This is a genomic window from Rhodosalinus halophilus (genome assembly GCF_003298775.1).
Taxonomy (GTDB): domain Bacteria; phylum Pseudomonadota; class Alphaproteobacteria; order Rhodobacterales; family Rhodobacteraceae; genus Rhodosalinus; species Rhodosalinus halophilus.
Map to the genome: position 1 here is coordinate 1 of NZ_QNTQ01000004.1, position 24,763 is coordinate 24,763.

At 72.4% G+C, this 24,763-nt stretch carries 23 protein-coding genes; 17 read left to right on the plus strand and 6 right to left on the minus strand.

Translation table 11 applies throughout. The annotated features are described in order from the left end of the window. Positions 1 to 44: 44 nt before the first annotated feature. The 6 genes from DRV85_RS03595 (at position 45) to DRV85_RS03620 (ending at position 6,768) form a co-directional block, all read left to right on the plus strand. Complete coding sequence (locus tag DRV85_RS03595; RefSeq protein ID WP_113288080.1) at positions 45 to 731, plus strand: adenylate kinase; 687 nt, start codon at positions 45 to 47, stop codon at positions 729 to 731. Positions 732 to 773: 42 nt separating this feature from the next. After that, the gene (locus DRV85_RS03600) at positions 774 to 1,055 is read left to right on the plus strand and encodes a DUF4212 domain-containing protein (protein ID WP_113288081.1); all 282 of its coding nucleotides are present in this window, start codon (positions 774 to 776) and stop codon (positions 1,053 to 1,055) included. Between the two features lie 6 nt (positions 1,056 to 1,061). Further along, a complete protein-coding gene (locus tag DRV85_RS03605; RefSeq protein WP_113288082.1) occupies positions 1,062 to 2,849 on the plus strand; it encodes a sodium:solute symporter family protein in 1,788 nt (595 codons plus the stop codon). A 71-nt stretch (positions 2,850 to 2,920) separates the two neighbouring features. Next, positions 2,921 to 4,759, plus strand: a complete 1,839-nt coding sequence (locus DRV85_RS03610; RefSeq protein ID WP_113288353.1) for a DUF294 nucleotidyltransferase-like domain-containing protein — start codon at positions 2,921 to 2,923, stop codon at positions 4,757 to 4,759. 114 nt (positions 4,760 to 4,873) lie between these two features. Beyond that, on the plus strand, positions 4,874 to 5,380 hold the full coding sequence (locus DRV85_RS03615) for a hypothetical protein (RefSeq protein WP_113288083.1): 507 nt from the start codon (positions 4,874 to 4,876) through the stop codon (positions 5,378 to 5,380). After that, positions 5,377 to 6,768: a 3'-5' exonuclease gene (locus DRV85_RS03620; protein WP_113288354.1), complete on the plus strand. Its 1,392-nt coding sequence runs from the start codon at positions 5,377 to 5,379 to the stop codon at positions 6,766 to 6,768. The genes DRV85_RS03615 and DRV85_RS03620 overlap by 4 nt, the downstream gene beginning before the upstream one ends. A gap of 3 nt (positions 6,769 to 6,771) precedes the next feature. Here the strand turns inward: DRV85_RS03620 and DRV85_RS03625 are convergent, their stop codons facing one another. Together DRV85_RS03625 and DRV85_RS03630 are read right to left on the minus strand one after the other, a co-directional pair. Further along, complete coding sequence (locus tag DRV85_RS03625; protein ID WP_113288084.1) at positions 6,772 to 7,314, minus strand: RSP_2648 family PIN domain-containing protein; 543 nt, start codon at positions 7,312 to 7,314, stop codon at positions 6,772 to 6,774. Beyond that, positions 7,311 to 8,504: an RSP_2647 family RNA methyltransferase gene (locus DRV85_RS03630; protein WP_113288085.1), complete on the minus strand. Its 1,194-nt coding sequence runs from the start codon at positions 8,502 to 8,504 to the stop codon at positions 7,311 to 7,313. Before DRV85_RS03630 ends, DRV85_RS03625 begins: the two co-directional genes overlap by 4 nt. Before the next feature lie 130 nt (positions 8,505 to 8,634). On the opposite strand from DRV85_RS03630, the gene edd reads away from it, so the two are divergent. Further along, positions 8,635 to 10,437, plus strand: a complete 1,803-nt coding sequence (gene edd, locus DRV85_RS03635) for a phosphogluconate dehydratase (protein ID WP_113288086.1) — start codon at positions 8,635 to 8,637, stop codon at positions 10,435 to 10,437. Positions 10,438 to 10,566: 129 nt separating this feature from the next. Then, the gene (eda, locus tag DRV85_RS03640; RefSeq protein ID WP_113288087.1) at positions 10,567 to 11,202 is read left to right on the plus strand and encodes a bifunctional 4-hydroxy-2-oxoglutarate aldolase/2-dehydro-3-deoxy-phosphogluconate aldolase; all 636 of its coding nucleotides are present in this window, start codon (positions 10,567 to 10,569) and stop codon (positions 11,200 to 11,202) included. Positions 11,203 to 11,249: 47 nt separating this feature from the next. Here the strand turns inward: eda and DRV85_RS03645 are convergent, their stop codons facing one another. Together DRV85_RS03645 and DRV85_RS03650 are read right to left on the minus strand one after the other, a co-directional pair. Beyond that, a complete protein-coding gene (locus DRV85_RS03645) occupies positions 11,250 to 11,516 on the minus strand; it encodes a hypothetical protein (protein ID WP_113288088.1) in 267 nt (88 codons plus the stop codon). Further along, positions 11,513 to 14,296 (minus strand): [protein-PII] uridylyltransferase family protein, encoded by a 2,784-nt coding sequence (locus DRV85_RS03650; RefSeq protein ID WP_113288089.1) that lies wholly within the window; start codon positions 14,294 to 14,296, stop codon positions 11,513 to 11,515. Before DRV85_RS03650 ends, DRV85_RS03645 begins: the two co-directional genes overlap by 4 nt. A gap of 103 nt (positions 14,297 to 14,399) precedes the next feature. Between DRV85_RS03650 and DRV85_RS03655 the strand changes: the two genes are divergently transcribed. The 6 genes from DRV85_RS03655 to selD all read left to right on the plus strand — a co-directional run bounded on the left by DRV85_RS03655 (position 14,400) and on the right by selD (position 19,573). Continuing rightward, positions 14,400 to 14,867, plus strand: a complete 468-nt coding sequence (locus DRV85_RS03655) for a YbaK/EbsC family protein (RefSeq protein ID WP_113288090.1) — start codon at positions 14,400 to 14,402, stop codon at positions 14,865 to 14,867. Positions 14,868 to 15,003: 136 nt separating this feature from the next. Further along, the gene (locus DRV85_RS03660) at positions 15,004 to 15,432 is read left to right on the plus strand and encodes a DUF2852 domain-containing protein (protein WP_233495390.1); all 429 of its coding nucleotides are present in this window, start codon (positions 15,004 to 15,006) and stop codon (positions 15,430 to 15,432) included. A 72-nt stretch (positions 15,433 to 15,504) separates the two neighbouring features. Continuing rightward, a complete protein-coding gene (locus DRV85_RS03665) occupies positions 15,505 to 15,954 on the plus strand; it encodes an RDD family protein (RefSeq protein WP_113288091.1) in 450 nt (149 codons plus the stop codon). Positions 15,955 to 16,033: 79 nt separating this feature from the next. Continuing rightward, positions 16,034 to 16,855, plus strand: coding sequence for an arginyltransferase (locus DRV85_RS03670; RefSeq protein WP_113288092.1), 822 nt, complete (start codon positions 16,034 to 16,036; stop codon positions 16,853 to 16,855). 31 nt (positions 16,856 to 16,886) lie between these two features. Continuing rightward, positions 16,887 to 17,336 carry a GNAT family N-acetyltransferase gene (locus tag DRV85_RS03675; RefSeq protein WP_113288093.1) on the plus strand — a complete coding sequence of 150 codons (450 nt, stop codon included), beginning with the start codon at positions 16,887 to 16,889 and terminating at the stop codon, positions 17,334 to 17,336. A gap of 71 nt (positions 17,337 to 17,407) precedes the next feature. Beyond that, entirely contained in the window at positions 17,408 to 19,573 is a 2,166-nt protein-coding gene (gene selD / locus DRV85_RS03680) for a selenide, water dikinase SelD (protein ID WP_420820903.1), read from the plus strand. A 66-nt stretch (positions 19,574 to 19,639) separates the two neighbouring features. Here the strand turns inward: selD and mnmH are convergent, their stop codons facing one another. Both mnmH and DRV85_RS03690 read right to left on the minus strand, forming a co-directional pair. Then, a complete protein-coding gene (gene mnmH, locus DRV85_RS03685; RefSeq protein WP_113288094.1) occupies positions 19,640 to 20,689 on the minus strand; it encodes a tRNA 2-selenouridine(34) synthase MnmH in 1,050 nt (349 codons plus the stop codon). Positions 20,690 to 20,694: 5 nt separating this feature from the next. Then, on the minus strand, positions 20,695 to 21,738 hold the full coding sequence (locus tag DRV85_RS03690; protein ID WP_113288095.1) for an aldo/keto reductase: 1,044 nt from the start codon (positions 21,736 to 21,738) through the stop codon (positions 20,695 to 20,697). 216 nt (positions 21,739 to 21,954) lie between these two features. Between DRV85_RS03690 and DRV85_RS03695 the strand changes: the two genes are divergently transcribed. From DRV85_RS03695 to DRV85_RS03705, 3 genes are all read left to right on the plus strand, one after another. Continuing rightward, positions 21,955 to 22,575 carry an ImuA family protein gene (locus tag DRV85_RS03695; protein WP_113288096.1) on the plus strand — a complete coding sequence of 207 codons (621 nt, stop codon included), beginning with the start codon at positions 21,955 to 21,957 and terminating at the stop codon, positions 22,573 to 22,575. Between the two features lie 72 nt (positions 22,576 to 22,647). Next, the gene (locus DRV85_RS03700) at positions 22,648 to 23,400 is read left to right on the plus strand and encodes an SDR family NAD(P)-dependent oxidoreductase (RefSeq protein ID WP_113288097.1); all 753 of its coding nucleotides are present in this window, start codon (positions 22,648 to 22,650) and stop codon (positions 23,398 to 23,400) included. Between the two features lie 81 nt (positions 23,401 to 23,481). Continuing rightward, positions 23,482 to 24,750 (plus strand): MFS transporter, encoded by a 1,269-nt coding sequence (locus DRV85_RS03705; RefSeq protein ID WP_113288098.1) that lies wholly within the window; start codon positions 23,482 to 23,484, stop codon positions 24,748 to 24,750. Positions 24,751 to 24,763: the final 13 nt, after the last annotated feature.

Here is a 24,763-nt window from a genome sequence, read left to right on the forward strand (position 1 = left end):
GTCGACGACCTCGTCGAAAACAGGATGAACAGGGGGTGATGGCGATGGACGGCAGCAAGACACCCGCGACCGCCCCGGTGCTGATCCTCCTGGGTCCGCCGGGCGCGGGCAAGGGCACGCAGGCGCGGAAGCTGGAACAGGCCTTCGGGCTCGTCCAGCTTTCGACAGGGGACATGCTGCGCGCGGCGGTCGCCGAGGGCACCGAGGCCGGGCGCGAGGCGGCCGCCGTCATGGCGGCGGGCGGACTCGTCTCCGACGGGATCGTGACCGCGATCCTGGCCGAGCGTCTGGACGCGCCCGACTGCGCGCAGGGCGTGATCCTCGATGGCTTCCCGCGCACGCGCGCCCAGGCCGAGGCGCTGGACGCGCTGCTCGCAGCGCGGGAACAGCGCCTGACGGCGGCGCTGAGCCTGGAGGTCGACGACGCGGCCATGGTGGACCGCATCGCCGGGCGCTTCGCCTGCGCGGCCTGCGGCGAGGGCTATCACGACACGGCGAAGCGGCCGCGGCGCGAGGGGCTCTGCGACCGCTGCGAGGGCACAGAGTTCACCCGCCGCGCCGACGACCGGGCCGAGACGGTCTCGGCCAGGCTCGCCGCCTATCGCCGCGAGACCGCGCCGCTCGCGGCGTATTACGCGGCGCAGGGCGCGCTGCGGCGCGTCGACGCCATGAATTCCATCGACACGGTCGCGGCGGAGCTCGCCGCGGTCGTCACCCGGGCCACGGCCTGACCCAAGGCGCCCGAGCGCGCAGACCGAGAGGAGGAGCCGCCGATGGCGGAGCAAGTGACGAACGCGCAGGCCGCGGAAGCCGGAAAGAGCTACTGGGCCGCGAACCTGAGAATCATCAAGTGGAGCCTCGCCATCTGGGCGCTGGTAAGCTTCGGCTTCGGCATCCTGCTGCGGCCCCTGCTCGAGGGCATCAGGGTCGGTGGCGTGGACCTCGGATTCTGGTTCGCGCAACAGGGCTCGATCCTCGTCTTCATGGCGCTGATCTTTTTCTACGCCTGGCGGATGAACAAGCTCGACCGTGAACACGGCGTGGACGAGGAGTAAGGCGCGATGGATCAGTTCACCCTAAACCTTCTGTTCGTGGGCGCGTCCTTTGCGCTCTACATCGGGATCGCGATCTGGGCGCGGGCGGGTTCGACCTCCGAGTTCTACGCGGCCGGGCGCGGCGTGCATCCCGTCACCAACGGCATGGCCACGGCGGCCGACTGGATGTCGGCGGCGAGCTTCATCTCGATGGCCGGCCTGATCGCCTTCGTGGGCTACGACAACTCCACCTACCTTATGGGATGGACCGGCGGCTACGTGCTGCTCGCGCTCCTGCTTGCGCCCTACCTGCGCAAGTTCGGCAAGTTCACGGTGCCCGAGTTCATCGGCGACCGCTTTTATTCCAAGACCGCACGGCTCGTCGCGGTGATCTGTCTGATCGTGGCCTCGGTCACCTATGTGATCGGGCAGATGACCGGCGTGGGCGTGGCCTTCGGCCGGTTCCTCGAGATCTCGAACACCGCGGGGCTCTTGATCGGGGCCTGCGTCGTCTTCGCCTATGCCGTCTTCGGCGGCATGAAGGGCGTGACCTACACGCAGGTGGCGCAGTACTGCGTGCTGATCACCGCCTACACGATCCCGGCGATCTTCATCTCGCTGCAGCTGACCGGCAACCCGATCCCGGCGCTCGGCCTCTTCGGCGAGCATCAGGCCAGCGGCGAGCCGCTCCTGGTGAAGCTCGATCAGATCGTGACCGACCTCGGCTTCAAGAGCTACACCGAGCATCACGGCTCGACCATCAATATGGTGCTCTTCACGCTGTCGCTGATGATCGGCACCGCGGGCCTGCCGCATGTCATCATCCGCTTCTTCACCGTGCCGAAGGTCTCGGACGCGCGGTGGTCGGCGGGCTGGGCGCTCGTCTTCATCGCGCTGCTCTATCTCACGGCGCCGGCCGTGGGCGCGATGGCGCGGCTCAACATCACCGACCTTATGTGGCCCCAGGGCACCGACGGTCAGGCCGTCAGCGTCGAGGAGATCGAGACGGATCCCGCCTACGACTGGATGGCGACCTGGCAGAAGACGGGCCTTCTGGGCTTCGAGGACAAGAACGGCGACGGCCGCATCCAGTACTACAACGACGCCGACCCCGAGATGCAGGAACGCGCGGCCGAGGAAGGCTGGGAGGGCAACGAGCTCACCAACTTCAACCGCGACATCCTGGTGCTGGCCAATCCCGAGATCGCCAACCTGCCGGGTTGGGTGATCGGCCTGGTGGCGGCGGGCGGTCTGGCCGCGGCGCTGTCGACGGCGGCGGGGCTCCTGCTGGCGATCTCCAGTTCGGTGGCGCACGACCTCTTCAAGGGGCAGCTCACGCCGAACATCTCGGAGAAGGGCGAGCTTCTGACCGCGCGGCTGGCGATGGCGGCCTCGATCGTGGTGGCGACCTACCTGGGCCTCAACCCGCCCGGCTTCGCGGCGCAGACCGTGGCACTGGCCTTCGGGCTCGCGGCGGCCTCGATCTTCCCGGCGCTGATGATGGGCATCTTTTCGACGCGCATCAACAATCGCGGCGCGGTGGCCGGGATGCTGACGGGCCTCGTCTTCACGCTGGTCTACATCTTCCTGCACAAGGGCTGGTTCTTCGTCCCCGGCACCAACAGCTTCCCCGACACGGTGGACGGCTCGCTGCTGGGCATCCAGTCCACGGCGATCGGCGCGGTGGGCGCGGGGCTGAACTTCGCGGTGGCCTACGCGGTCTCCTACATGACGGCGGACACGCCGAAGGAGATCAAGGAGCTGGTCGAAAGCGTCCGCATCCCGCGCGGCGCAGCGGCGGCGCAGGATCACTGACGCCTTCGGGCGCGGGCCTTCGGGCCCGCCCCTCCCCTTGCCTGGAAAGGCCGACGCCAATGCGCGAGCCCATGCCGATCCCCCCGTCGCCCGCCCCCGATCCGGAGGCGGAAATCGCCTTTCTCGCCACCGCACATCCCTGGGACATGCTGCCGCGCGAACGGCTGGCGGCGCTCGTGGCGCAGATGGGGCGGCGCCGGCTCGCCGCGGGCGAGGTGCTGCACGAGGCCGGCGAGGCGCTTGCCTTCGTCGCAGTTCTCGCAAGCGGCGCATTGGTGCGGCGCGACGCGCGCGGCGAGACGGTGGCCGAGCTCGCACCGGGTGCGACGCTTTCGGGACGCACGATTCTTCGGCGCGAGACGGCCCGAAACACGGTCCGCGCGACCGAGCCGGCCACGATCCTAACGCTCGACGATGACGCCTTCCGTGCGCTCTGCCGCGAGGTGCCGGAGTTCGGGCGCTTCTTCGCCGCTGCGCCGGCGCGGCCCGCGCGCCCCGATCTCGCCAGCCTCCCCGTCGCCGCGCTGATGACGCGCAATCCCGCGACCTGCCCGCCCGAGACGGCCGCGGGCGACGCCGCGGCGCAGATGCATGGGCGGCGCATCTCGTCGCTCTGCGTGACGCGCGACGGCCAGCTTCTGGGGATTCTCACCCTGCGCGACCTGACCGGCCGGCTGCTGGCCGAAGGGCGCTCTCCCGATACACCGGTGGGCGAGGTCATGACGGCCGCCCCCCTCACCCTGCCGCCTTCGGCGCTGGGGTCCGACGTGCTCGCGCTGATGATGGAACGCGGCATCGGGCACGTCCCGATCGTCGAGGGCGCGCGCCTCGCCGGGATCGTCACGCAGACCGACCTCACGCGCGCGCAGGCGCTGGGCGCGGGCGAGCTGGTGCGCGGCGTGGCAGAGGCGCCTGACGCGGCGGCGATGGCGCGGGTCACCGCCCGGCTGCCGGAGCTTCTGGCGCAACTTGTCGCGCGCGGTGCCCGGCCCGAGGCGGTGACGCGGCAGATCACCGATGTGGCCGATGCCGCCACCCGGAGGCTGCTGGCGCTGGCCGAGGCCGAACTCGGCCCGCCGCCCGTGCCTTATCTCTGGCTCGCCTGCGGCAGCCAGGGCCGGCAGGAGCAGACGGGCGTCTCGGATCAGGACAATTGCCTGATGCTGAGCGACAAGGTGACCGAGGCCGACTTGCCCTATTTCGACAAGCTCGCGCGCCGCGTCTCGGACGGGCTCGCCACCTGCGGCTACGCCTACTGCCCGGGCGACATGATGGCCACCAACCCGCGCTGGCGGCAGCCGGTGCGCGTGTGGCGGGACTATTTCGCGGGCTGGATCGCCCGCCCTTCGCCCGAGGCGCAGATGCTGGCTTCGGTCATGTTCGACCTGCGCCCGATCGGCGGGGACGTCGGCCTCTTCGAGGGGCTGCACCGGGAGACGCTGGCGCAGGCGTCGCGCAACTCGATCTTCACCGCGCACATGATCTCCAACGCGCTCAAGCACGCGCCGCCCCTCGGCCTGCTGCGCGGCTTCGCCACGATCCGGTCCGGCGAGCACCGCCACCAGATCGACCTGAAACTCAACGGGGTGGTGCCGGTGGTGGACCTCGCCCGCGTCTATGCGCTCACGGGCCGCATCGAGCCGGTCGGCACGCGCGCCCGGCTCGAGGCCGCGCAGGCGGCGGGCGTCATCTCGGGCTCTGGCGGGCGCGACCTGATCGACGCCTGGGATCTGATCGCGGGCACCCGGCTCGCGCATCAGGCCCGCCGGATCGCCCGCGGCGCGGCGCCCGACAACTTCATGGCGCCCTCGGAGCTGTCGGAGTTCGAGCGCAGCCACCTGCGCGAGGCCTTCGTCGTGGTCCGCACGATGCAATCGGCGCTCGGCCACGGCAAGGGCGCGCTGGCATGACGGCGCCCCGCGGCGGCCGCATCGCGCGCGGCTCTGTCCGGATGCCTCCGGCGGGGGTATTTGGGGACCATTGAAAGCGGTGCGCGCAGGCTCGGTGCACCGGGGAGGAGGCGGATGTTTCTTGAACTGATCGCGACCGTCTTCGCGGGGCTCGCGGCGGCCGGCGTCGTGCTGCTGGTGAACCGCGGGCTGGGCGGGCGGCTGCCGCGCTGGCTCGCGCCGGTGACCGCGGGCGCGGCGATGCTCGCCGCCACCATCTCCAGCGAATACAGCTGGTTCGGGCGCACCGCCGGCGCGCTTCCGGAGGCGTTCGCGGTGATCGAGACGGTGGAGAGCAGCGCGATCTGGCGGCCCTGGACCTATCTCGCCCCCTTCACCGAGCGTTTCGTGGCGCTCGACGGGTCTTCGGTGCGGCAGAACGCGGTGCGCCCCGAGGAGCGGCTCGCCGATCTCTACTTCTTCGGCCGCTGGGCGCCGGTGCGCCAGCTCGAGATCCGGGTGGACTGCGCGCGCGGCGCGCGGGCGCTGCCGGGCGACGGGACGGGCGGCGAGGTCGTCTGGCAGGAGGTCGGCGCCGACGACGCGATCGTCGCCGCCGTTTGCGGGGAGGCGGCGGCGTGAGCCCGTTGCGCTGGAGCCTGCGGCTGCGCATCCTGCTCTTCTTCGTCGCGCTCTGGGCGGCGGCGAGCCTGGCGGTGGCCGGCGCGCTCTGGCTCGGCTTGGCGCGGGGCGGCGGCGCGGGGGGCTTCTTGCTCGCCGGCGTCGCCTCCGCCTTCGCGCTGATGGCGCTCTCGGCGGCGGTCTGGCGGCTCTTCGACGCGCATGTGGCCGTGCCGGTCGAGCGGCTGGCCGCCGGGCTGCGCGCCGGCGCGCACGGTGGCGCCGCGCCGGACGCGGCGGCGGCGAAGTACCTGGGCGATCTGGGCGCGGCGGCGGCGGAGGCGGCGGACCGGCTCGGGGCAGCCGAGATGGCTGCGGCGAAGCGCGTGGCCGAGACGACCGCCACGCTCTCGGCCGAACGGGAACGCCTGACCGCACTCCTCTCGGAATTGCCGGTGGCCACGGTGCTCATTGGTCCGGACCGGCGCATCGCGCTCTACGACGGCCAGGCGGCGGCGCTGCTCGCGCGGGCCGGGGCGCCGCGCCTGGGCGCACCGGTCACGGACTATTTGGAGACCGCGCCGCTCGAGGCCGCCTATGCCGCCGCCGCGGCGGGCGAGGCGCGCTTCGAGGCGGTGCTCGCGGGCAGCGGGGCACGCGCGCCCGCGCGGCTGCGCCGGCTCGACGGGGACGGCAGCGCGCTGCTGATCCTCGACGAAACGGCCACCCTCGCGCCCGAGGACGCGCGGCCGCTCGTCTACGACTTCTCGCTGCTCGAGCGGGCGCCCGAGCCGGTGCTGGAGCGCCGGGCGCTGCGCGATCTGGTCTGCGTGGTGCTCGACACCGAGACGACGGGGCTCGATCCACAGCGCGACGCGCTCGTGCAGATCGCCGCGGTGCGCGTGCTGGGCGCCAGGCCTGTGCCGGGCGAGCGCTTCGAGACGCTGGTGAACCCCGGCCGCCGGATTCCGCCCGTGGCGACGCGGGTGCATGGGATCGCCGACGCGGACGTGCGCGACGCCCCCACGGCGGCGGAGGCGGTCGCGCGGCTCGGCGATTTCGCGCGCGACGCGGTGATCGTGGCGCATAACGCCCCCTTCGACCTGCGGTTTCTGACCCGCGCGGGCGGCGACTGGCGTCATCCGGTCCTCGATACCGTGCTGCTCTCTGCGGTGCTCTTCGGCACGGGCGAGGCGCATTCGCTCGATGCGCTCTGCGCGCGGCTCGGCGTGGAGATCCCGGAGGCGCGGCGCCACACCGCCATGGGCGATGCGGAGGCGACGGCGGAGGCCTTCTGCCGGATGCTGCCGATGCTCGAGGCCAAGGGGCTCGCGACCTTCGGCGAGGTGGTGGCCGAGACGCGCCGACACGGCCGTCTCCTCGCCGATCTGAACGCGGCGCCCGCCTGAGCGTCAGCCGAGCGCCTTGCCGAGTCTCGGCAGACGCGCCTTCCTGAGCAGCCGGCGCATCTCCTTCGGCTCTCCGGCCAGCGCCTGGGCCTTCGCCCGGACGGCTTCTGCGGCGTCTTCGACGATCTCCGGCGAGCCCTTCCAGAGCCCGAGCAGGAAGGCGTCCGGGTCGGCGCGGGAGAGGCCCTCTTCGGCCAGAACGCCGCGCGGGAAATCCTGAGCGTTGACGGTGACGATCACGTCCGCCGACCCCGCGATGGCGGCGGCCAGCACATGGACGTCCGAAGGGTCCGGCAGCCACAGCCGGCGCGCGAGCGACTCCGGCGGCGGCGGCAGCATCGCCTGCGGCCACTGGGTGGCGACGAGCGCGATCTCTCCTTGCGCGACGGCCCGCTCCGCCTCGCCCCGCCGCGCCGCGGCACGTTCCCACTCGCGGAGAAGCCGGGCGGTCCAGAGCGGCTGGAACCCGCCGCGCGCGGCCACCTCGAGCAGCATCTCGCGCATCACCGTGGGGTAGAGCACGCAGGCGTCAAGCAGCGCCTTCACAGCCGGAACGCCAGCGTCTTGAGATAGCCGGTCTCGGCGAGCATCGGGTGCTGCGGGTGATCCGGCCCCGCGCCGCCGGTGCGGATGAGCGCGCCCGCGCGCCCCGCCCGGCCGATACCCCGGATGCTGGCCTGCCGGAACTTCGAAAGGTCTGCGGCATGCGAGCAGGAGCAGAGCATCAGGAAGCCGCCCTCCGCCACCAGCGGGGCGGCGAGGCGCGCGACCCGCTCATAGGCGCGCAGGCCCTTTTCCAGCGCGGGTTTCGACGGCGCGAAGGCGGGAGGGTCGCAGACCACCAGATCGAAGCGCGCGCCCTCGGCCGCCAGCGCCTCCATCGCCTGGAAGGCGTCTGCGCGGCGGGTGGCGAAGCGGTCGGCGACACCGGACAGGGCCGCGCCCTCCTCGGCCAGCCCCAGCGCGGGCGCCGAGCCGTCCACCGCCAGCGCGCGCGCCGCGCCGCCCGCGAGCGCGGCGAGCGAGAACCCGCCGACATGCGCGAAGACGTCGAGCACGCGGCCGCCGCGCGCGAGCCGCGCCGCGAAGGCATGGTTGGGCCGCTGGTCGAAGTAGAGGCCGGTCTTCTGCCCAGCCGTAAGATCGGCCAGGTAGGTGGCACCGTTCATCGGTACCGGCACGGGGGCCTCCGGCGGCTGCCCGATCAGCACGCCGCTTGCATCGTCCAACCCCTCGAGCGCGCGGGCGCGGCCGGCTGCGTTCTTGAGCACATGTGCGACGCCCGTGACCTCCGCCAAAGCCTCTGCCAGTGGCTCCAGCAGGCGCTCGGCCCAGGCCGCGTTGGGCTGGATCACGGCGGTATCGCCGAAGCGGTCGATGACCACGCCGGGCAGCCCGTCGCCCTCGGCGTGGACCAGACGGTAGAAGGGCGCGTCGTGGAGCAGCGCGCGCAGGTCCAGCGCGCGCGCGAGCCGCGCACGCAGCCAGTCCGCGTCGATCCGCGCCGCCGGGTCGCTGTCCAGCACGCGCACCGCGATCTTCGAGGCCGGGTTGACCGCGACCGTCGCCAGTTCGTTGCGCCCGGCATCCTCCAGCCTGGCCAACGTGCCGGGGGCGAGCGCCTTCGTCCGCCGGTCGAGAACGAGATCGTCGGCATAGACCCAGGGCGCACCGTGACGGATGGCGCGCGCGTCGACGCGGGGCTTGAGGCGGATGGTGGGGCGGTCGGTCTCCATGATGGCCCCATAGCCCCGCGCGGAGTCGGGCGAAAGCCTCGAAGACGCGCGCCCGGCACCGGCCGATGCGGCGGGCGCTCGGTTGTTAGCGCTGACACCGGATGCTATCTCTGATGCCAGGAGGATGCCCATGCCCCTCGACGCCACCATCGCCCGCGTCACGGACACCATCATGGCCCGCTCGGCCGACACGCGCCGCGACTACCTCGACCGGATGCGCCGCGCGGCAGACGAGGGCCCGCGCCGCGCGCATCTGTCGTGCTCGAACCAGGCGCATGCCTACGCCGCCTCCGGCCCCGACAAGGAGACGCTGGCAGGCCACCGCGCGCCCAACCTCGGGATCGTGACCGCCTACAACGACATGCTCTCGGCGCATCAGCCCTTCGAGCGGTTTCCCGACCTGATCCGCGCCGCGGCGCGCGCCGCGGGCGGCACGGCACAGGTCGCGGGGGGCGTGCCGGCGATGTGCGACGGCGTCACGCAGGGGCAGGCAGGGATGGAGCTGTCGCTTTTCTCCCGCGACGTGATCGCGCTGGCCGCGGGCGTGGCGCTCAGCCACAACACCTTCGACGCCGCCGCCTACCTCGGCGTCTGCGACAAGATCGTGCCGGGGCTGGTGATCGCGGCGGCGACCTTCGGACACCTGCCCACGGTCTTCATCCCCGCCGGCCCGATGACCAGCGGCCTGCCCAACGACGAGAAGGCGAAGGTGCGCCAGCAATTCGCCGCCGGCGAGGTGGACCGCGAGGCGCTGATGCGCGCCGAGATGGCGGCCTACCACGGGCCGGGCACCTGCACCTTCTACGGCACCGCGAACTCCAACCAGATGCTGATGGAGATCATGGGCCTGCACCTGCCGGGGGCGAGCTTCGTCAACCCCGGCACGCCGCTGCGTGACGCGCTGACGGCGGCGGCGGTGGAGCGGGTGCTGGGCCTGACCCGGCTCGGCAACGCCTACACGCCGGCCTGCGACATTCTGGACGAACGCGCCTTCGTCAACGGAATGGTCGGGCTGATGGCGACGGGCGGCTCGACGAACCTGGTGATCCATCTGCCTGCCATGGCGCGCGCGGCGGGCATCCTGCTGGAGCCCGAGGATTTCGACGCGGTCTCCTCCGTCACGCCGCTGATGGCGCGGATCTATCCCAATGGCCTCGCCGACGTGAACCACTTCCACGCCGCGGGCGGGATGGCCTATCTGATCGGCGAACTGCTGGAGGCGGGTCTGCTGCACGCCGACGTGACGACCGTCGCCGGGCCCGGCCTGTCCCGCTACACGGAGGAGCCGAAGCTGCAGGACGGCGCGCTGTCCTGGCAGGCCGGCCCGCGCGAGAGCCTCAACGACCGCATCCTGCGGCCCCACGACGACCCCTTCCAGCCGACCGGGGGGCTCGCGCAGCTCACGGGCAATCTCGGCGAAGGGGTCATCAAGATCTCGGCCGTCCGGCCCGAGCATCAGGCGATCGAGGCGCCCGCACGGGTCTTCGACGACCCGGCGGCGGTTCTGGCCGCCTTCAAGGCAGGTCAATTCACGGAAGACTGCGTGATCGTCCTGCGGTTCCAGGGGCCGCGGGCGAACGGCATGCCCGAACTGCACGGGCTGACCCCGGCGCTCTCCGTGCTGCTCGACCGCGGGCTGAAGGTGGCGCTCGTCACCGACGGGCGCATGTCCGGCGCGAGCGGAAAGGTGCCGGCGGCGCTTCACTTGAGCCCCGAGGCCGCGATGGGCGGCGCGCTCGCGATGCTCCAGGACGGCGACCTGATCCGCCTCGACGCACGCGCCGGCACGCTCGAGACAGAGGCCGACCTCGGTGCCCGCAGCCCCGCCACGCCGGACCTCTCGGCCAACCGCCATGGCACGGGACGCGAGCTGTTCCAACTCTTCCGCGACCGGGTGGGCGAGGCGCGGTACGGCGCGGCCAGCCTTGTCTGACGTCTGCCGCAGGGGCCGGGCGCGCCACGGGGCGTGCGCCTTTCAATGGTCCGGAAATACCCCGGGGGTCCGGGGGCAGCGCCCCCGGCGGGCCGCGCGCGGCCCGATCCCTGCGCATGGGGCCGGCCCATGACGCCCGCCGACTCCAGCGCCCGGATGCGCGCCCTCTGCGCCCGCGCGCCGGTGATACCGGTGCTGGTGATCGAGGACGCAGGCCTTGCCCGCCCACTGGCCGAAGCGCTCGTCGCCGGCGGGCTGCCGGTGCTGGAGGTCACCCTGCGCACGCCCATCGCGCTCGAGGCGATCCGCGCCATGGCGGAGGTGCCGGGCGCCGAGGTGGGCGCGGGCACGGTGCTGACGGCAGGCGATCTCGCGGCCGCCAGACAGACGGGCGCAGGCTTCGCCGTTTCTCCCGGCGCGACGCCCGCGCTGCTCGACGCGGCCGAAGCCGAGGGCCTGCCGCTGCTGCCGGGGGCTGCGACCGCCTCGGAGGCGATGGCCCTGCTCGCGCGCGGCCACGACGTGGCGAAGTTTTTCCCCGCGGCGGCGATGGGCGGCGCGGCCGCGCTCGCTGCGCTGGGCGGCCCGCTGCCGCAGGTGGCCTGGTGCCCGACCGGGGGAATCAGTCCCGCCACGGCGCCGGATTTTCTCGCCCTGCCCAACGTGCTCTGCGTCGGCGGCAGCTGGGTCGCGCCGAGGGCGATGCTCGAGGCGCGCGACTGGGCGGGGATCGAAGAGCGCGCGCGGGCAGCCGCCGCGCTGTGAGCCGCGGGCAGACCGGCGCACGCAGACGCGGACCCGCGGCGCCCGCCTCAGCCGCGCGCCCGGCTCCGTGCCCCGCCGCGGCGCCGCGGCCTCGCGCCCTCGGCAAGTCCTTCCCGAAGAACCCGCGTCATCGGGTGGTCCTCCGCCGCGCGCGCGTGGCGCGCGAGCAGCGCCTCGATCGCGGCACGCGCATCCGCCTCCGGTGGCAGCGAGAGCGCCCAGTCGAGGAAGATCGACCGGCACTCGGCCTCCGTGATCCCCTCGATGCGGTAGGCCTCGCGGACGAGGCCCTTGCGATCCGGCTCCCCGATCATTTCTCCGCCCCTTCCGCCTCGGGCAGGGCCGCGTCGATCACCGCCGCGGCGCGCGCCGTCACCTCGTCCAGACGCGCCTGCAGCGCGTCCAGCCCCTCGATCCCGGTCAGCCGGGCGAGAAAGGCCGCGCCTCCCTCGCCGATCCGGTCCGCGTCGAGCGGGCCCTCGCTGAGCAGTTTCGAGGCGAGCTGCACCTGCCAGAGCAGGCGTTCCGCCTCGGCCAGCGCCGCGTAGCCCTCGGCATCCACAAGCCCTGCCCGTTCGGCCGCCGCGAGCCCGTCCGCGGCATTCCGTGACGGTTCTGCGGCAAGCAGCGCGCCGGTCTGCGCCACGAGATCCACGTCCTGCAGACGGCCGGGGCCGAGCTTGGCGTCCCAGGGGCCTTCCGGGGTCTTCGCCGCGCGCACCCGCGCGCGCATCGCGGCGGCCTCGCGCAGGACGGTGTCGCGGTCCTTGCGGCCCAGCACCGTGCGCCGGAAGGCCTCGACCTCTTGGGCGAGGTCGGCCCCGCCCGCGACGGGACGCGCCCGCGTCAGCGCGAGATGCTCCCAGACCCAGGCCTCGCGGCGCTGATACGCCTCGAAGCTCGCGCGCGAGGTCGCCACCGGACCCTGCCGCCCGGAAGGGCGCAGGCGCATGTCCACGTCGTAGAGCCTGCCCTCGGCGGTCTGCGCGCTCATCGCGGTCACCAGCGCCTGTGTCAGACGCGCGTAATAGGCGCGCGCCGAGAGCGGCCGGCGCCCGTCGGACTGCTCGACCCCCTCCGCCTCGTAGATCACGATGAGATCGAGGTCCGAGACCGAGGTCATCCGCCGCGCGCCGAGCGAGCCCATGCCCAGCACCACCGCGCCGCGCCCCGGCGGATCCCCGTGCTTGCGCGCGAACTCGACGACCACGGCGGGCCAGAGCGCGCGCAGGCAGGCCTCGGCGAGATCGGCGTAGTGGCCGCCGGCCTCGGCGCAGCCGATCTGCCCGCGCAGGAGATGCACGCCGATGCGGAAATGCACCTCCTTGGCCCAGCGGCGGGCCGTGTCGAGCTGGCGCTCGTAGTCCTCGGCCTCGGCAAGCTGTGCCGCCAGCGTCTGCGTCAGCTCCTCCGCGTCGGGCAGCGGCTCGAAGAAATCCCCGGCGATCACGGCGTCGAAAACCCCGGCATGGCGCGAGAGATAGCGCGCGAGCGCCGGCGCGGTTCCGGCGATGTCCACGACGAGGTCGATGAGATGCGGATTGGCCTCGAAAAGCGCGAAGAGCTGGACGCCCGCAGGCAGGCCCGCGAGGAACCCGTCGAAGGCCGCCAGTGCCTCCTCGGGCCGGGCGGTGCGCGAGAGCCGCGCCAGAATGTCAGGCTTCAGCCGTTCGAAGATCGCAACCGCACGGCTCGAGCGAAGCGCCGGATAGGTCGGCCAGCGCTGGGTGATCGATGTGTCTATCTCGGGGATCTCCGGCGCGGGCCGCGCGGCGTCGGGGGCGAAGAAATCCTCCGTCAGCGCGTGAACCTCGGTGAGCCGGTCGAAGAGATCGCGGCGCAACGCCTCTTCCTCAACGCCCATGAAGGCGGCGAGCCGCGCGAACCCCTCGTCGGAGCGCGGCAGATCGTGCGTCTGCTGGTCGCGCAGCATCTGCACCCGGTGCTCGACCTCGCGGTGCGCACGGTAATGGGCGACGAGCTTTTCCGCCGTCTCCTCCGGCACCCAGCCCTTGCGCGCCAGCACGCGCAGCCCCTCGACGGTGCCGCGCACGCGCAGGTCGGGGTCGCGGCCCCCGGCGATGATCTGGCGGGTCTGGGTGAAGAACTCGATCTCGCGGATGCCGCCGCGGCCCAGCTTCATGTCGTGGCCCGGCAGCGTGATCGGCCCGAAGAGCCCCTTGTGCTCGCGGATGGCCAGGCGCATCGCGTGCGCGTCCTCGATCGCGGCGAAGTCGAGATGCTTGCGCCAGACGAAGGGCCGGAGCGCCTCGAGGAACCGGCCGCCCGCCGCCGTGTCGCCGGCACACGGTCGCGCCTTGACGTAGGCGGCGCGCTCCCAGGTACGGCCGAGGCTCTCGTAATAGCTTTCGGCCACGTTCATGCCGAGAATGACCGGCGTGACCGACGGATCCGGGCGCAGCCGCAGATCGGTGCGGAAGACGTAGCCCTCCTCCGTCTGCTCGGCGAGCAGCGCCGTCATCCGGCGCACGGCGCGCACGAGGCCCGCGCGCGCCTCCTGCACCTCGCCGTTCTCGTAGCGCCCTTCGTCGAAGAGGCAGATCAGGTCGATGTCCGAGGAATAGTTGAGCTCATGCGCGCCCATCTTGCCCATCGCGAGCGCGAAGGCGCCGCAGCCCTCGGCGAGAGCGGCCTCGTCCTGCCCCGGCAGCCGGCCGCGCCTGAGTTCCGCGGCGAGCCCGGCGCGCAGCCCGAGACCGACGGCGTGATCCGCGAAGCGCGTGAGCGTGCCGGTCACCTCCTCGAGCGACCAGGCGCCGGCCAGATCGGCCAGCGCGATCGTCAGCGCGACCCGGCGCTTCGCGCGCCGCAGCTCGGCGCCCAGCGCATCGGGGGCGAGCGTGTCGAGCCGCGCCGTCTCGGCCGCGACCGCGCCCTCCGGATCGGCGAAGGCGGCGGGCAGCCAGTCCCCTTCCTTGTGGATCAGGGCGAGCAAATGCGGGCTGCAGCCCGCCGCCCCCTCGATCAGCCGGGCGAGGTAGCCCTCGGCCTCGGGACAGGCGGCGCGCGCCTCGGCGCCGCGGTCGGGCTCGAAGGGGTGCGGAAGGCGGGTGATGCGCGACGCGAGCTCCATGTGGCGAGAGATGCGCACGCGCGCGGCCCGCGGTCAATCGGGGCGGGGTTGCCAATCGCGGCGAAAGCCTCTTGGCTGCGCCGCGAGCGCAGCGGAGAGACCGATGAGCAAGAGCGTCAGACGAGTGCGGGCCGCGCTGGAGGCGGCCGGCATCACCCCCGACATCCGCGAGCTGGGCGAGACGCGGACCGCCGAGCAGGCCGCCGCGGCGGTGGGCTGCACGCTCGACCAGATCGTCAAGTCGATCATCTTCCGTGGCGAGCGGAGCGGCCATGCGCAGCTGTTTCTCACCGCGGGCGGCAATCGCGTGGACGCGACGAAGGCCGCCGCGCTGGCCGGCGAGCCGCTGGGCAAGGCCGACGCGGCGCTGGTCCGGGCCGAGACCGGCTTCGCCATCGGCGGAGTCGCGCCCCTGGGCCTCGTCACGGCGGTGCCGAGCTGGCTCGACCCCCGTCTGCTCGACTTCGATCTGGTCTGGGCGGCGGCGGGCACGCCGCGGCACGTCTTCCCCATCGCGCCCGGCAAGCTGCGCGAGCTCACCGGCGCGCAGAGCGCCGACTTCGTCGAATGAGCAAAGATTTAATCTTGCGACTTCAGGGCCTTGCTCCAAAAATGTAAAAATCCTTCACATCGACCCTTGCAGCCGGGCCCCGGGCTTCCGATCTGAGGGATGTGAAAGGCATTCACATCGAACAGTGGAGAGACGCATGACACCCGCCGCAACCGACACGATGGACCGCTACGACCGCCCGTCCCCGATGGGATGGTTCGCCCGCGCCGAGGCCTGGCTCGACGACAAGGGCAAGGGCGCCTGGATCGCCGCGATGGTTCTCGGCTTCATCCTCTTCTGGCCCCTGGGCCTCGCCCTTCTGGCCTACATGATCTGGAGCAAGCGCATGTTCTCGAAATCCTGCCGCACCCGCACCGCCCGCCATGGCATGGCCGCGATGAAGAGTTCGGGCAACAGCGCCTTCGACGCCTACAAGGCCGAGACGCTGAAGCGGCTCGAGGACGAGCAGGAGGCCTTCGAATCCTTCCTCGAGCGTCTGCGCGCCGCCAAGGACAAGGCCGAGTTCGACCAGTTCATGGAAGAACGCGCGCGCAAGGCCGCGGAAACCCGGCCCGACGCGGGCTGACGGAACGACGCCGCGCGCCGCCCGGCCAAGTCCGGGCGGCGCCCTTCCCCCCTCTCACCGGAGCGCCCGAAGATGCACAGCCACGATGACCACGCGCTTCTGCCCGATCCCGCGCGCCAGCCCGAGTTCTACGCCGACGTGCCGGTCAAGCGGCTCCTGGCATGGGTTTTCGACATCCTCCTGGTGGCCGTCCTGTGCCTGCTCGCGCTGCCCTTCACCGCCTTCACCGGCATCTTCTTCTTTCCCTTCCTGATGCTGGTCGTCGGCCTGATCTACAGGACGCTCACCATCGCGGGCGGCTCCGCCACCTGGGGGATGCGGCTGATGTCGATCGAGCTGCGCGACCGCCGCGGCGAGCGGCTCGATTCCGGACAGGCGCTGCTGCACACGATCGGCTACAGCGTCTCCATCGCCTTCCCGCTCCTGCAGGCGATCTCGGTCGTGCTGATGCTGACCGGGGAGCGGCGGCAGGGGCTGACCGATCTCGTGCTCGGCACGGTGATGCTCAACCGCCGCGCATGACGCGAGGCGCCGCGCGCGAGCCTCTTGGCCGCTCCGGACGGGCTTGCTATCGTCCTGCCCAGCAATAGCTGGGACGGGAATGCGACACACCCTTGCGATCGCGCCGCAATTCTATGTGACGGCTCCGCAGCCCTGCCCCTATCTCGAGGGGCGGATGGAGCGGAAGCTGTTCACTGCTCTGCAGGGCGAAGGCGCGGAGGCGCTGAACGACACGCTCTCGCGGCAGGGCTTCCGGCGCTCGCAGAACGTGCTCTACCGTCCGTCCTGTTCTGACTGTTCGGCCTGCCTCTCGGCGCGGATCGACGTCTCGGCCTTCCGCCCCTCCAAGAGCCAGCGGCGCACGCTCAAGCGCAACGAGGGGCTGGTGCGGCGGGTGACCTCGCCCTGGGCCACCGAAGAGCAATACGCGCTCTTCCGCCGTTATCTCGACAGCCGGCACTCGGACGGCGGCATGGCCGACATGGATGTCTTCGAGTTCGCCGCCATGATCGAGGAGACCCCGGTGCGCTCGCGCGTGATCGAATATTCGCAGCGCGAGACCGGCGAGCTCGTCGCGGTCTGTCTGAGCGACATGCTCGAGGACGGCGTGAGCATGGTCTATTCCTTCTACGCGCCGGACCGGCCGAAGGACAGCCTCGGCACCTACGTGATCCTCGACCATGTGCAGATCGCCCGCGAGGCAGGGCTGCCCTACGTCTATCTGGGCTACTGGGTGCCCGGCAGCCCGAAGATGGGCTACAAGGCCAAGTTCTCGGGGCTCGAGGTCTATGCGCAGGGAGAGTGGCAGCGCATGCGCGACCCGCGCGACTACGACACCGAGCTGCACCCGCTTTCGACCGATCCCATCGCCGAACAGGTCGCCAACATCGCCCTTCCCGGGTCACGCCCCGCCAAGGGCTGAGTCCGGCGCGCCCCGAGGCGGAAAGGACCGCATGCCCGCGACAGAGATACGCCCGCTGCGCGCCGAGGACGAGGCGGACTGGCGCCGGCTGTGGCGCGCCTATCTCCACTTCTACGGAACGGAGGTTGCGGAAGAGGTCTACGCGACCGCCTTCGCCCGCCTCCTGTCGGACGCGCCGGGAGAACTCCGGGGCAGGATCGCCACGGTCGAGGGCGTGCCGCGCGGGCTGGTGCATTTCCTCTTTCACCGGCACATGTGGAAGCTCGAGGATGTCTGCTATCTACAGGATCTCTACGTCGCGCCCGAGGCGCGTGGCGCCGGGCTCGGCCGTGCGCTGATCGAGACGGTCTATGCCGAGGCCGACGCCGCCGGCGCGCCGGCCGTCTGGTGGCTCACGCAGGAGTTCAACACGACCGCCCGACGCCTCTACGACCGGATCGGCGTGCTGACCCCCTTCATCCGCTACAACCGCCCGCTCTGATCCGGGGCCGCCCGCTTCCCCCGGCCGCCGTTTCCGGCTAGAGCGCAGCGCGTGACGACCTGGTGGCAGACATGATGCGCCCTTCCCCGCTTCTGACCCGCGACATCGTGCTCGTGGGTGGCGGCCATACCCATGCGCTGGTGCTGCGGAAGTGGGGCATGCGGCCCCTGCCCTCCGCCCGTCTCACGCTGATCAATCCGGGCCCCACGGCGCCCTACTCGGGCATGCTGCCCGGCCACATCGCAGGGCATTACCCGCGCGATGCGCTCGAGATCGACCTGGTGCGGCTCGCGCGCTTCGCCGGCGCCCGCCTGATCCTCGGGGCGGCAGAGGCGCTCGACCCTGACCGGCGCGAGATCGTCGTCGGCGCGCGCCGGATCGGTTACGACATCGCCTCGATCGACATCGGCGTGACCTCGCAGATGCCGGATCTGCCCGGTTTCGCGGAACACGCCGTGCCGGCCAAGCCGCTCGAGGGTCTCGCGCGCCGCTGGCAGGCCTTTCTCGATGCAGCGGAGGCCGGACACAGCGCGCCGCAGGCCGCCGTGATCGGCGGCGGCGTCGCCGGCCTCGAACTGTCGATGGCGATGGCGCATGCGCTGCGCGCGCGCGGCTGCACGCCGCAGGTCACGGTGATCGAGGCGGCCGCCGAGCTGCCGTCACCGGGCCGCGCCGGCCCGCGGCTGCGCGCCGCGCTCGACCGGCAGGGGGTGACGCTGCGCCTCGGCGCGCCGGCGTCGGAAGTCACCGCGCAGGGCGTGGTCTTGCAGACGGGCGAGACGGTGCCCGCCTGCTTCGTCGCCGGCGCGGCGGGCGCGCGCCCGCAGGGCTGGCTCGCCCGGACGGGCCTGCCGACCGAAGATGGGTATCTCCGCGTGGGCCCCGATCTGCGCGTCGAGGGCCGCGACGATATCTTCGCCGCCGGCGATTGCGCGCATCTCGTGCACGCGCCGCGCCCGAAGGCCGGCGTCTACGCCGTGCGCGCCGCGCCGGTGCTGCACGACAATCTGCGCGCGGCGGCCACGGGGCGCGCGCGCCGCGCCTACCGGCCGCAGCGCGACTACCTGAAGCTGATCTCGCTGGGCGAGAAGGCCGCGCTGGCCGAGAAGGCCGGCGTCGCCGTCGAGGGCCGGCTACTGTGGCGGCTCAAGGACCGGATCGACCGGAAGTTCATGCAGAAGCTGCGCGACCTGCCGGAGATGACCGCAGAGCCGGCGGCGGAGGCCGCGGAGCCGGCCGAGCCGCTCTGCGCGGGCTGCGGCTCCAAGCTCGCGCCCGGCGCGCTCGCCCGTGCGACGTCGGCGCTGCCCGCGCCGCTCCGCGACGACGTCCTCAGCACGCCCGGCGACGATGCCGCGGTGCTGCGCGTCGGCGGCGCGCGGCAGGTCATCACCACCGACCACCTGCGCGCCTTCACAGAGGATCCGGCGCTGCTCGCCCGCATCGCGGCGATCCACGCGATGGGCGACATCTGGGCGATGGGCGCGCGGCCGCAGGCCGCGCTCGCCACGGTGATCCTGCCCCGCATGTCCGAAAGGCTGCAGGCGCGCACCCTCGACGAGATCCTCGAGGCGGCCTCGACGGCCTTCCGCGAGGCCGGGGCAGAGCTCGCCGGCGGGCACTCGACCATGGGCGCCGAGATGACGCTCGGCTTCACCGTCACCGGGCTGACCGAGGGCGACCCGGTCACGCTCGCCGGCGCCCGGCCGGGCGACGCGCTGATCCTCACCCGCCCGATCGGCAGCGGCACGCTGCTCGCCGCCGAGATGCGCCTGCGCGCACGCGGCAGCGACATGGAGGCGCTCTGGCAGGCGATGGCCACACCGCAGGCGGAGGCCGCGGCGCTCTTGCGCGACGCGCATGCGATGACCGACGTCACCGGCTTCGGCCTCGCCGGCCATCTGATGGCGATCTGCACCGCTTCCGGCGTCGGCGCCGAGATCGACCCCGAGGCGATCCCGCTCTACCCGGGCGCCGAGACGCTGGCCGATCAGGGCATCCGCTCCACCATCTGGGAGCAGAACCGCGCCCACGCCCCGGTCACGGGGGCCACGGGCGCCCGCGGGGCGCTGTTGCACGATCCGCAGACCAGCGGCGGCTTCCTCGCCGCCCTGCCGGAGCCGGAGGCGGCGCACCTGTTGCCGCGCCTCGCCGCGGCCGGCGCGCCGGCGCACCGAATCGGCCGGATCGTGGCGGCTCCGCCCGCCGTCGCCTGCGTGCCCGGCTCAGCGGGCTGACACCCGGCCTGTCCTCCTGCCGGCGCCCCGCGATGCGAGCATCCCGCCGCCCGCGCACCCGGCGGCTCAGTCGCCCTCGACCGCGCCGCGAATCCGTCGCGCCGCCTGCGCGAACTCTTCGGGTTCCAGCTGCTCCAGCCGCGCCACCGCGCGCGGCGGCGCGCGACGCCGGGCCGATTTCGCGTAGCGCGGATCGTAATGCGCCGCGATCAGCTCTTCGGCGAGCGCCGCGAAGGCGCCCGCGCGCGCCAGCGCCTGCCAGGCCTCGACCTGCGCATGGCCGTGGTAGGGCGCCAGCTTCTCCAGCACCGCCAGAAGCGCCGCGCGATCGGCCGTCAGATCGGCATAGGCCCGCGCCAGATACGCCGCCCGCACCGGGCGAGGCGCCTCCAGCCGGACGTGATCTGCGCGCTTCATCGCCGCCCAGAGCGCGGGCGGCAGGATGCGCTCACCCACCTTGGCGCTTTCCGCCTCCACGAAAACCGGCCGCGCCGGATCGAGCCGGAAGAGCTGCATCGCCAGCCGTGATTCGAACAGCTTCTGCGGCGGCTGGCCGCCGGCCACGGCGCCGAAGAGCGAGCCGCGATGCGCCGCCAGCCCCTCGAGATCGACCACCTGCGCGCCCGCCGCGGCGAGATGCGCCAGCATCTCGGTCTTGCCCGTCCCCGTCATCCCGTCCACCAGCACCACGCGGAACGGCAGCGGATCATCGTAAAGCGCCCGCACCACCAGCCGGCGAAAGCTGCGGTAGCCGCCCCTCAGCAGCTCCACCCGCCAGCCGATCTGCGAAAGGATCGAGGCGAAGCTGCCCGACCGCTGCCCGCCGCGCCAGCAATAGACCAGCGGCCGCCACCCGCCGTCACGGTCGGCGAGCGGCCCTTCGAGATGCGCCGCGGCATTGCGCGCGACGAGCGCCGCGCCGAGCTTGCGCGCGAGAAACCGGTCCTGCTGCACGTAGACGGTGCCGACGCGCGCGCGCTCCGCGTCGGAAAGCACGGGCAGGTTGACCGCACCGGGCAGATGATCCTCGGCATACTCCGAGGGCGAGCGGACGTCGATGATCTCGTCGATGCCGAGCCGGTCCAGATCAGCGAGGGAGGCGAGTTCGACGGCCATGCGCCTCAATAGGGCATCGGATGGTCGCGGTGAACCGCGTCGATGGCCTCGAGCAGCTCCTCCGAAAGCACCACCTCGACCGCGCCCAGCGCGTGCTCGAGCTGTTCGAGCCGCGTCGCGCCGAAGATGGCCGAGGCGACGAAGGGCCGGCGCGCCGCCCAGGCCAGCGCCATGTGCACCGGGTCGAGCCCGAACCGGCCGGCGAGTGCGTGATAGGCCGCGACGGCCTCGAAGGCGCGCGGCGTGATCCGCCCGCCGAGAGAGTCGACGTGGCTGCGCCGCGAGCCTTCGGGCACGGCGCCGCCCTGATACTTGCCCGTCACAAGCCCCGCCGCGAGCGGCGAGAAGGGCAGCAGGCCCACGTCCTCGTTCACGCAGAGCTCCGCAAGATCGGTGTCGGCCATGCGGCAGAGCAGCGAATACTCGTTCTGGATCGACGCCACGCGCGGCCCGCCCGCGGCATCGGCGAGGCGCAGCCATTCCGCCGTGCCCCAGGCGCTTTCATTGGACAGGCCGAAGGCGCGGATGTTGCCCTTGTCGACCTGCCGCTGAAGTGCGTCGAGCGCGTCCTCCATATGCGCGCGCGTCGCCGCCCGGTCCTGTCCGGAGGGGTCGTAGCGCCAGTTCTTTCGGAAATGATAGGAGCCGCGATTGGGCCAGTGGAACTGGTAGAGGTCGATGCAGTCGATCTTCAGCCGCCGCAGCGAGTCCTCGATCGCGCCGGGAATCGTCGCCGAGGTGATCGGCGCTCCGTCCCGAACGTGGCTCATCCCCTCGCCGGAATGCTTGGTCGCCACCACCCAGGCGTCGCGCCGCCCGCGCGTCGCGAACCAGTTGCCCACGATCTCCTCGCTCAACCCGATGGTCTCGGCGCGCACCGGATTGACCGGATACATCTCGGCGGTATCGAGAAAGTCGATGCCCGCCTCGAGCGCCCGGTCCATCTGCGCATGGGCCTCGGCCTCCGGCGTCTGGGTGCCGAAGGTCATCGTGCCGAGGCAGAGCTCGCTCACCTCGATGCCGGTGCGGCCCAACGGGTTGCGGCGCATGGGAGTCCTCCGTGCGGAATGCGGCGCACCCTAGCCACGCCGGCGGCAGACGCAAGGCATCCGCCGCGCCTTCGGCCGCCGGTTCCGGTCCTTCCTCTTGCCGAAAATACCCCGGGGGTGAATTGGCCGCAGGCCAAGAGGGGGCAGCGCCCCCTGCATGGCTTGACGACATGCGCGGACTTGAGAACATTACGCGAACATCCTAGCCTGCCCCGCATGACGCAGGCTCTTCTCTCCCGCGCGCCGGAGCGGCCCCGCCCCGCCCTCACGCTGCCTGGCGGCGCCCGTCTGGATCAGGGGCGGGTGCACGAGGCCTGCGGGCCGGCGCGGCACGTCTTCGCCGCCCTCGCGGCGGGCGCGGCGCAGGAGGCCACGGGCGGCGAGGTGCTGTGGATCGCGCCGGACTGGGCGGGCGATCGCCTCAACCCCGAGGGGCTGTGCCGCTTCGCCGATCCGGGGCGGGTGCTCTTCGCCACGCCGCGGCGGGAGGAGGACATCCTGTGGTGCGCCGAAGAGGCGCTGCGCGCGGGCTGTCTCGCGCTGGTGGTGGCCGAATGCGTCGCCCTGCCCGCGCTCACGCCCGTGCGGCGGCTCCAGTTGGCTGCCGAGGCCGGCCTCGGCACGGAGGGTCCGGCGCCGCTGGGCCTGCTGCTCACGCCGGGAGCGGGCGGCGCGCGGGGGGCCGAGACGCGCTGGCGCATGGCGCCGGCGCATGCGCCCGGCACGGAAGGCTGGACGCTGGAGCGGCGGCGCGCCCGGCGCGCGCCGCCCGCGCGCTGGCATCTGGCCTGGGCGCAGGGCGGCCTTCGGACGGACCCCATGCCGTTCGCGGACTGACCTCTGTCAAGGCGCCGACACATCCGGCCTGCAAGAACGGCAGGGGACACAAGGGAAAAACCGGAGAGGACCATGGACATCCGATTCGACGGAAAGACCGCGCTGGTGACCGGCGCGGGACAAGGCATCGGCGCGGCCATCGCACAGGAACTCGCGGCCGGCGGCGCGACCGTCGTCGTCGCCGATCTGGACGAGGACAGCGCGAACGCCGTGGCCGCCGAGATCGGCGCCCTGGGCGGCGCGGCGCATGCGACGAAGGTGGACACCAGCGACGCCGCGCAGGTCGAGGCCATGGTGAACTTCGCCGTCGACAAAACCGGCGCGCTGCACCTGATGGTCAACAACGCCGGCATCGGCGGGCCGCGCGCGACCATCGCCGACTACCCGCTCGACGACTGGCATCAGGTGATCGGCGTGAACCTGCACGGCGTGTTCTACGGCATGAAATACGGCCTGCCGAAGATCCTCGAGGCCGGCGGCGGCGCGATCGTCAACATGTCGTCGATTCTCGGATCGGTGGGCTTCGCGCAGTCACCGGCCTATGTCGCCGCCAAGCACGCGCTCGTGGGCCTGACCCGCAATGCGGCGCTGGAATATGCCGCACAGGGCGTGCGCGTGAACGCGGTGGGGCCGGCCTTCATCGACACGCCGCTGCTGCAGAATCTCGACGACGAGATGCGCCAGGGACTGGTCTCGCTGCATCCCGTGGGCCGGCTGGGACAGGCCGCCGAGGTGGCCGCGCTCACCGCTTTCCTCCTGTCGGAGCGCGCGGCCTTCGTCAATGGCAGCTATCACCTGATCGACGGCGGCTACACCGCGCAGTAGCGCGCCTGCGGCGAAAGCCGACCGCCCCGCGTCGGGAACCGGCTTGCGCCCGGCGCGGGGGCTGCGATCCTCGGGCGCGTCATGCGCACGCTGCTCTCCTTCGCCGCTCTCTTCCTCTCGGTCGTCCTGCTGCAGCTCTCGTCGGGCGCCGTGGCGCCGCTCGATGCGCTGTCGGGGCTGCGGCTGGGCTTCACCACGCAGCAGATCGGCCTTCTGGGTTCGGCGCATTTCGTGGGCTTCTTCCTCGGCTGCTGGTGGGCCCCGCGGCTGATGGGAAGCGTGGGCCATTCGCGCGCCTTCGCGGCCTTCACCGCGATGGGGGCGGTCGGCATCCTGATGCACATGCTGATCGTCGATCCTTATGCCTGGGCCGCGATGCGGGTGGCGCAGGGGCTGTGCATCGCCGGCTGCTTCACCGTGATCGAGGCCTGGCTTCAGGCGAAGGTGACGAACGCAACCCGGGGCCGGACGATGGGCACCTATCGCGTGGCCGACATGGGCGCCTCGCTCATGGCGCAGCTGATGATCGGGATTCTGGAGCCCGCCTCCTACGTTTCCTACAACATCCTCGCGCTGTTCTGCTGCGCCGCGCTGCTGCCCCTGACGCTGACCACCGTGCGCCCGCCCGAGACGCCCTCGGCGCCTCGGCTCAGGCCCGGCCTCGCGCTCGCGATCTCGCCGCTCGCGGTGGCCGGCGTGCTGGTGGCCGCGGTCTCGAGCGCGGCCTTCCGCATGGTGGGGCCGGTCTATGGCCGGCAGGTCGGACTCGAGGCGGATCAGATCGCCTTCTTCCTCGCGGCCTTCGTGGCCGGCGGCGCGCTGGCGCAATACCCGGCGGGCTGGCTGGCGGACAAGCTCGACCGGCGCTGGGTGCTGATCGGCTTTTCCGTGGCCGCCATCGTGAGTTGCGCCATCACCGTCGCCGCACAGGGCGCGGGCACTGCGGGCATCCTGCTGATCGCGGGGCTTTTCGGGCTCACGACCTTTCCCATCTACTCGATCTCGGCGGCCCACGCGCACGACTTCGCCGCCTCCGACCAGCGGGTGGAGCTTTCGGCGGCGCACATGTTCTGGTTCGCCGTGGGCGCGATCTTCGCGCCCTGGCTCTCCTCGGCGCTGATTGACGGCTTCGGGCCGCCCGCGCTCTTCGTCATGGTCGCGGTCGCGCATGCGCTGCTGGTCGCCTTCGGCCTCTTCCGGATGCGCGCGCGCCCGGTCTCGGAGCAGCGCACGCCCTACGTCTGGACACCGCGCACCTCCTTTGTCGTCGGCCGGCTGATGGCCGCGGTGCGCGAGGGCGCGAACGGGTTGCGCCGGGGCACGGACGCCGACCGCGACGGGGGCCGCTAGAACCCTGTTCCCG

What these genes read in the sequence shown, in the direction of transcription:
- DRV85_RS03595 (WP_113288080.1), top strand. Translation starts at nt 45, where the DNA reads ATGGACGGCAGCAAGACACCCGCGACCGCCCCGGTGCTGATCCTCCTG.
- DRV85_RS03600 (WP_113288081.1), top strand. Translation starts at nt 774, where the DNA reads ATGGCGGAGCAAGTGACGAACGCGCAGGCCGCGGAAGCCGGAAAGAGC.
- DRV85_RS03605 (WP_113288082.1), top strand. Translation starts at nt 1,062, where the DNA reads ATGGATCAGTTCACCCTAAACCTTCTGTTCGTGGGCGCGTCCTTTGCG.
- DRV85_RS03610 (WP_113288353.1), top strand. Translation starts at nt 2,921, where the DNA reads ATGCCGATCCCCCCGTCGCCCGCCCCCGATCCGGAGGCGGAAATCGCC.
- DRV85_RS03615 (WP_113288083.1), top strand. Translation starts at nt 4,874, where the DNA reads ATGTTTCTTGAACTGATCGCGACCGTCTTCGCGGGGCTCGCGGCGGCC.
- DRV85_RS03630 (WP_113288085.1), bottom strand. Translation starts at nt 8,504, where the DNA reads ATGGAGACCGACCGCCCCACCATCCGCCTCAAGCCCCGCGTCGACGCG.
- edd (WP_113288086.1), top strand. Translation starts at nt 8,635, where the DNA reads ATGCCCCTCGACGCCACCATCGCCCGCGTCACGGACACCATCATGGCC.
- eda (WP_113288087.1), top strand. Translation starts at nt 10,567, where the DNA reads ATGACGCCCGCCGACTCCAGCGCCCGGATGCGCGCCCTCTGCGCCCGC.
- DRV85_RS03645 (WP_113288088.1), bottom strand. Translation starts at nt 11,516, where the DNA reads ATGATCGGGGAGCCGGATCGCAAGGGCCTCGTCCGCGAGGCCTACCGC.
- DRV85_RS03650 (WP_113288089.1), bottom strand. Translation starts at nt 14,296, where the DNA reads ATGGAGCTCGCGTCGCGCATCACCCGCCTTCCGCACCCCTTCGAGCCC.
- DRV85_RS03655 (WP_113288090.1), top strand. Translation starts at nt 14,400, where the DNA reads ATGAGCAAGAGCGTCAGACGAGTGCGGGCCGCGCTGGAGGCGGCCGGC.
- DRV85_RS03660 (WP_233495390.1), top strand. Translation starts at nt 15,004, where the DNA reads ATGACACCCGCCGCAACCGACACGATGGACCGCTACGACCGCCCGTCC.
- DRV85_RS03665 (WP_113288091.1), top strand. Translation starts at nt 15,505, where the DNA reads ATGCACAGCCACGATGACCACGCGCTTCTGCCCGATCCCGCGCGCCAG.
- DRV85_RS03670 (WP_113288092.1), top strand. Translation starts at nt 16,034, where the DNA reads ATGCGACACACCCTTGCGATCGCGCCGCAATTCTATGTGACGGCTCCG.
- DRV85_RS03675 (WP_113288093.1), top strand. Translation starts at nt 16,887, where the DNA reads ATGCCCGCGACAGAGATACGCCCGCTGCGCGCCGAGGACGAGGCGGAC.
- selD (WP_420820903.1), top strand. Translation starts at nt 17,408, where the DNA reads ATGATGCGCCCTTCCCCGCTTCTGACCCGCGACATCGTGCTCGTGGGT.
- mnmH (WP_113288094.1), bottom strand. Translation starts at nt 20,689, where the DNA reads ATGGCCGTCGAACTCGCCTCCCTCGCTGATCTGGACCGGCTCGGCATC.
- DRV85_RS03690 (WP_113288095.1), bottom strand. Translation starts at nt 21,738, where the DNA reads ATGCGCCGCAACCCGTTGGGCCGCACCGGCATCGAGGTGAGCGAGCTC.
- DRV85_RS03695 (WP_113288096.1), top strand. Translation starts at nt 21,955, where the DNA reads ATGACGCAGGCTCTTCTCTCCCGCGCGCCGGAGCGGCCCCGCCCCGCC.
- DRV85_RS03700 (WP_113288097.1), top strand. Translation starts at nt 22,648, where the DNA reads ATGGACATCCGATTCGACGGAAAGACCGCGCTGGTGACCGGCGCGGGA.
- DRV85_RS03705 (WP_113288098.1), top strand. Translation starts at nt 23,482, where the DNA reads ATGCGCACGCTGCTCTCCTTCGCCGCTCTCTTCCTCTCGGTCGTCCTG.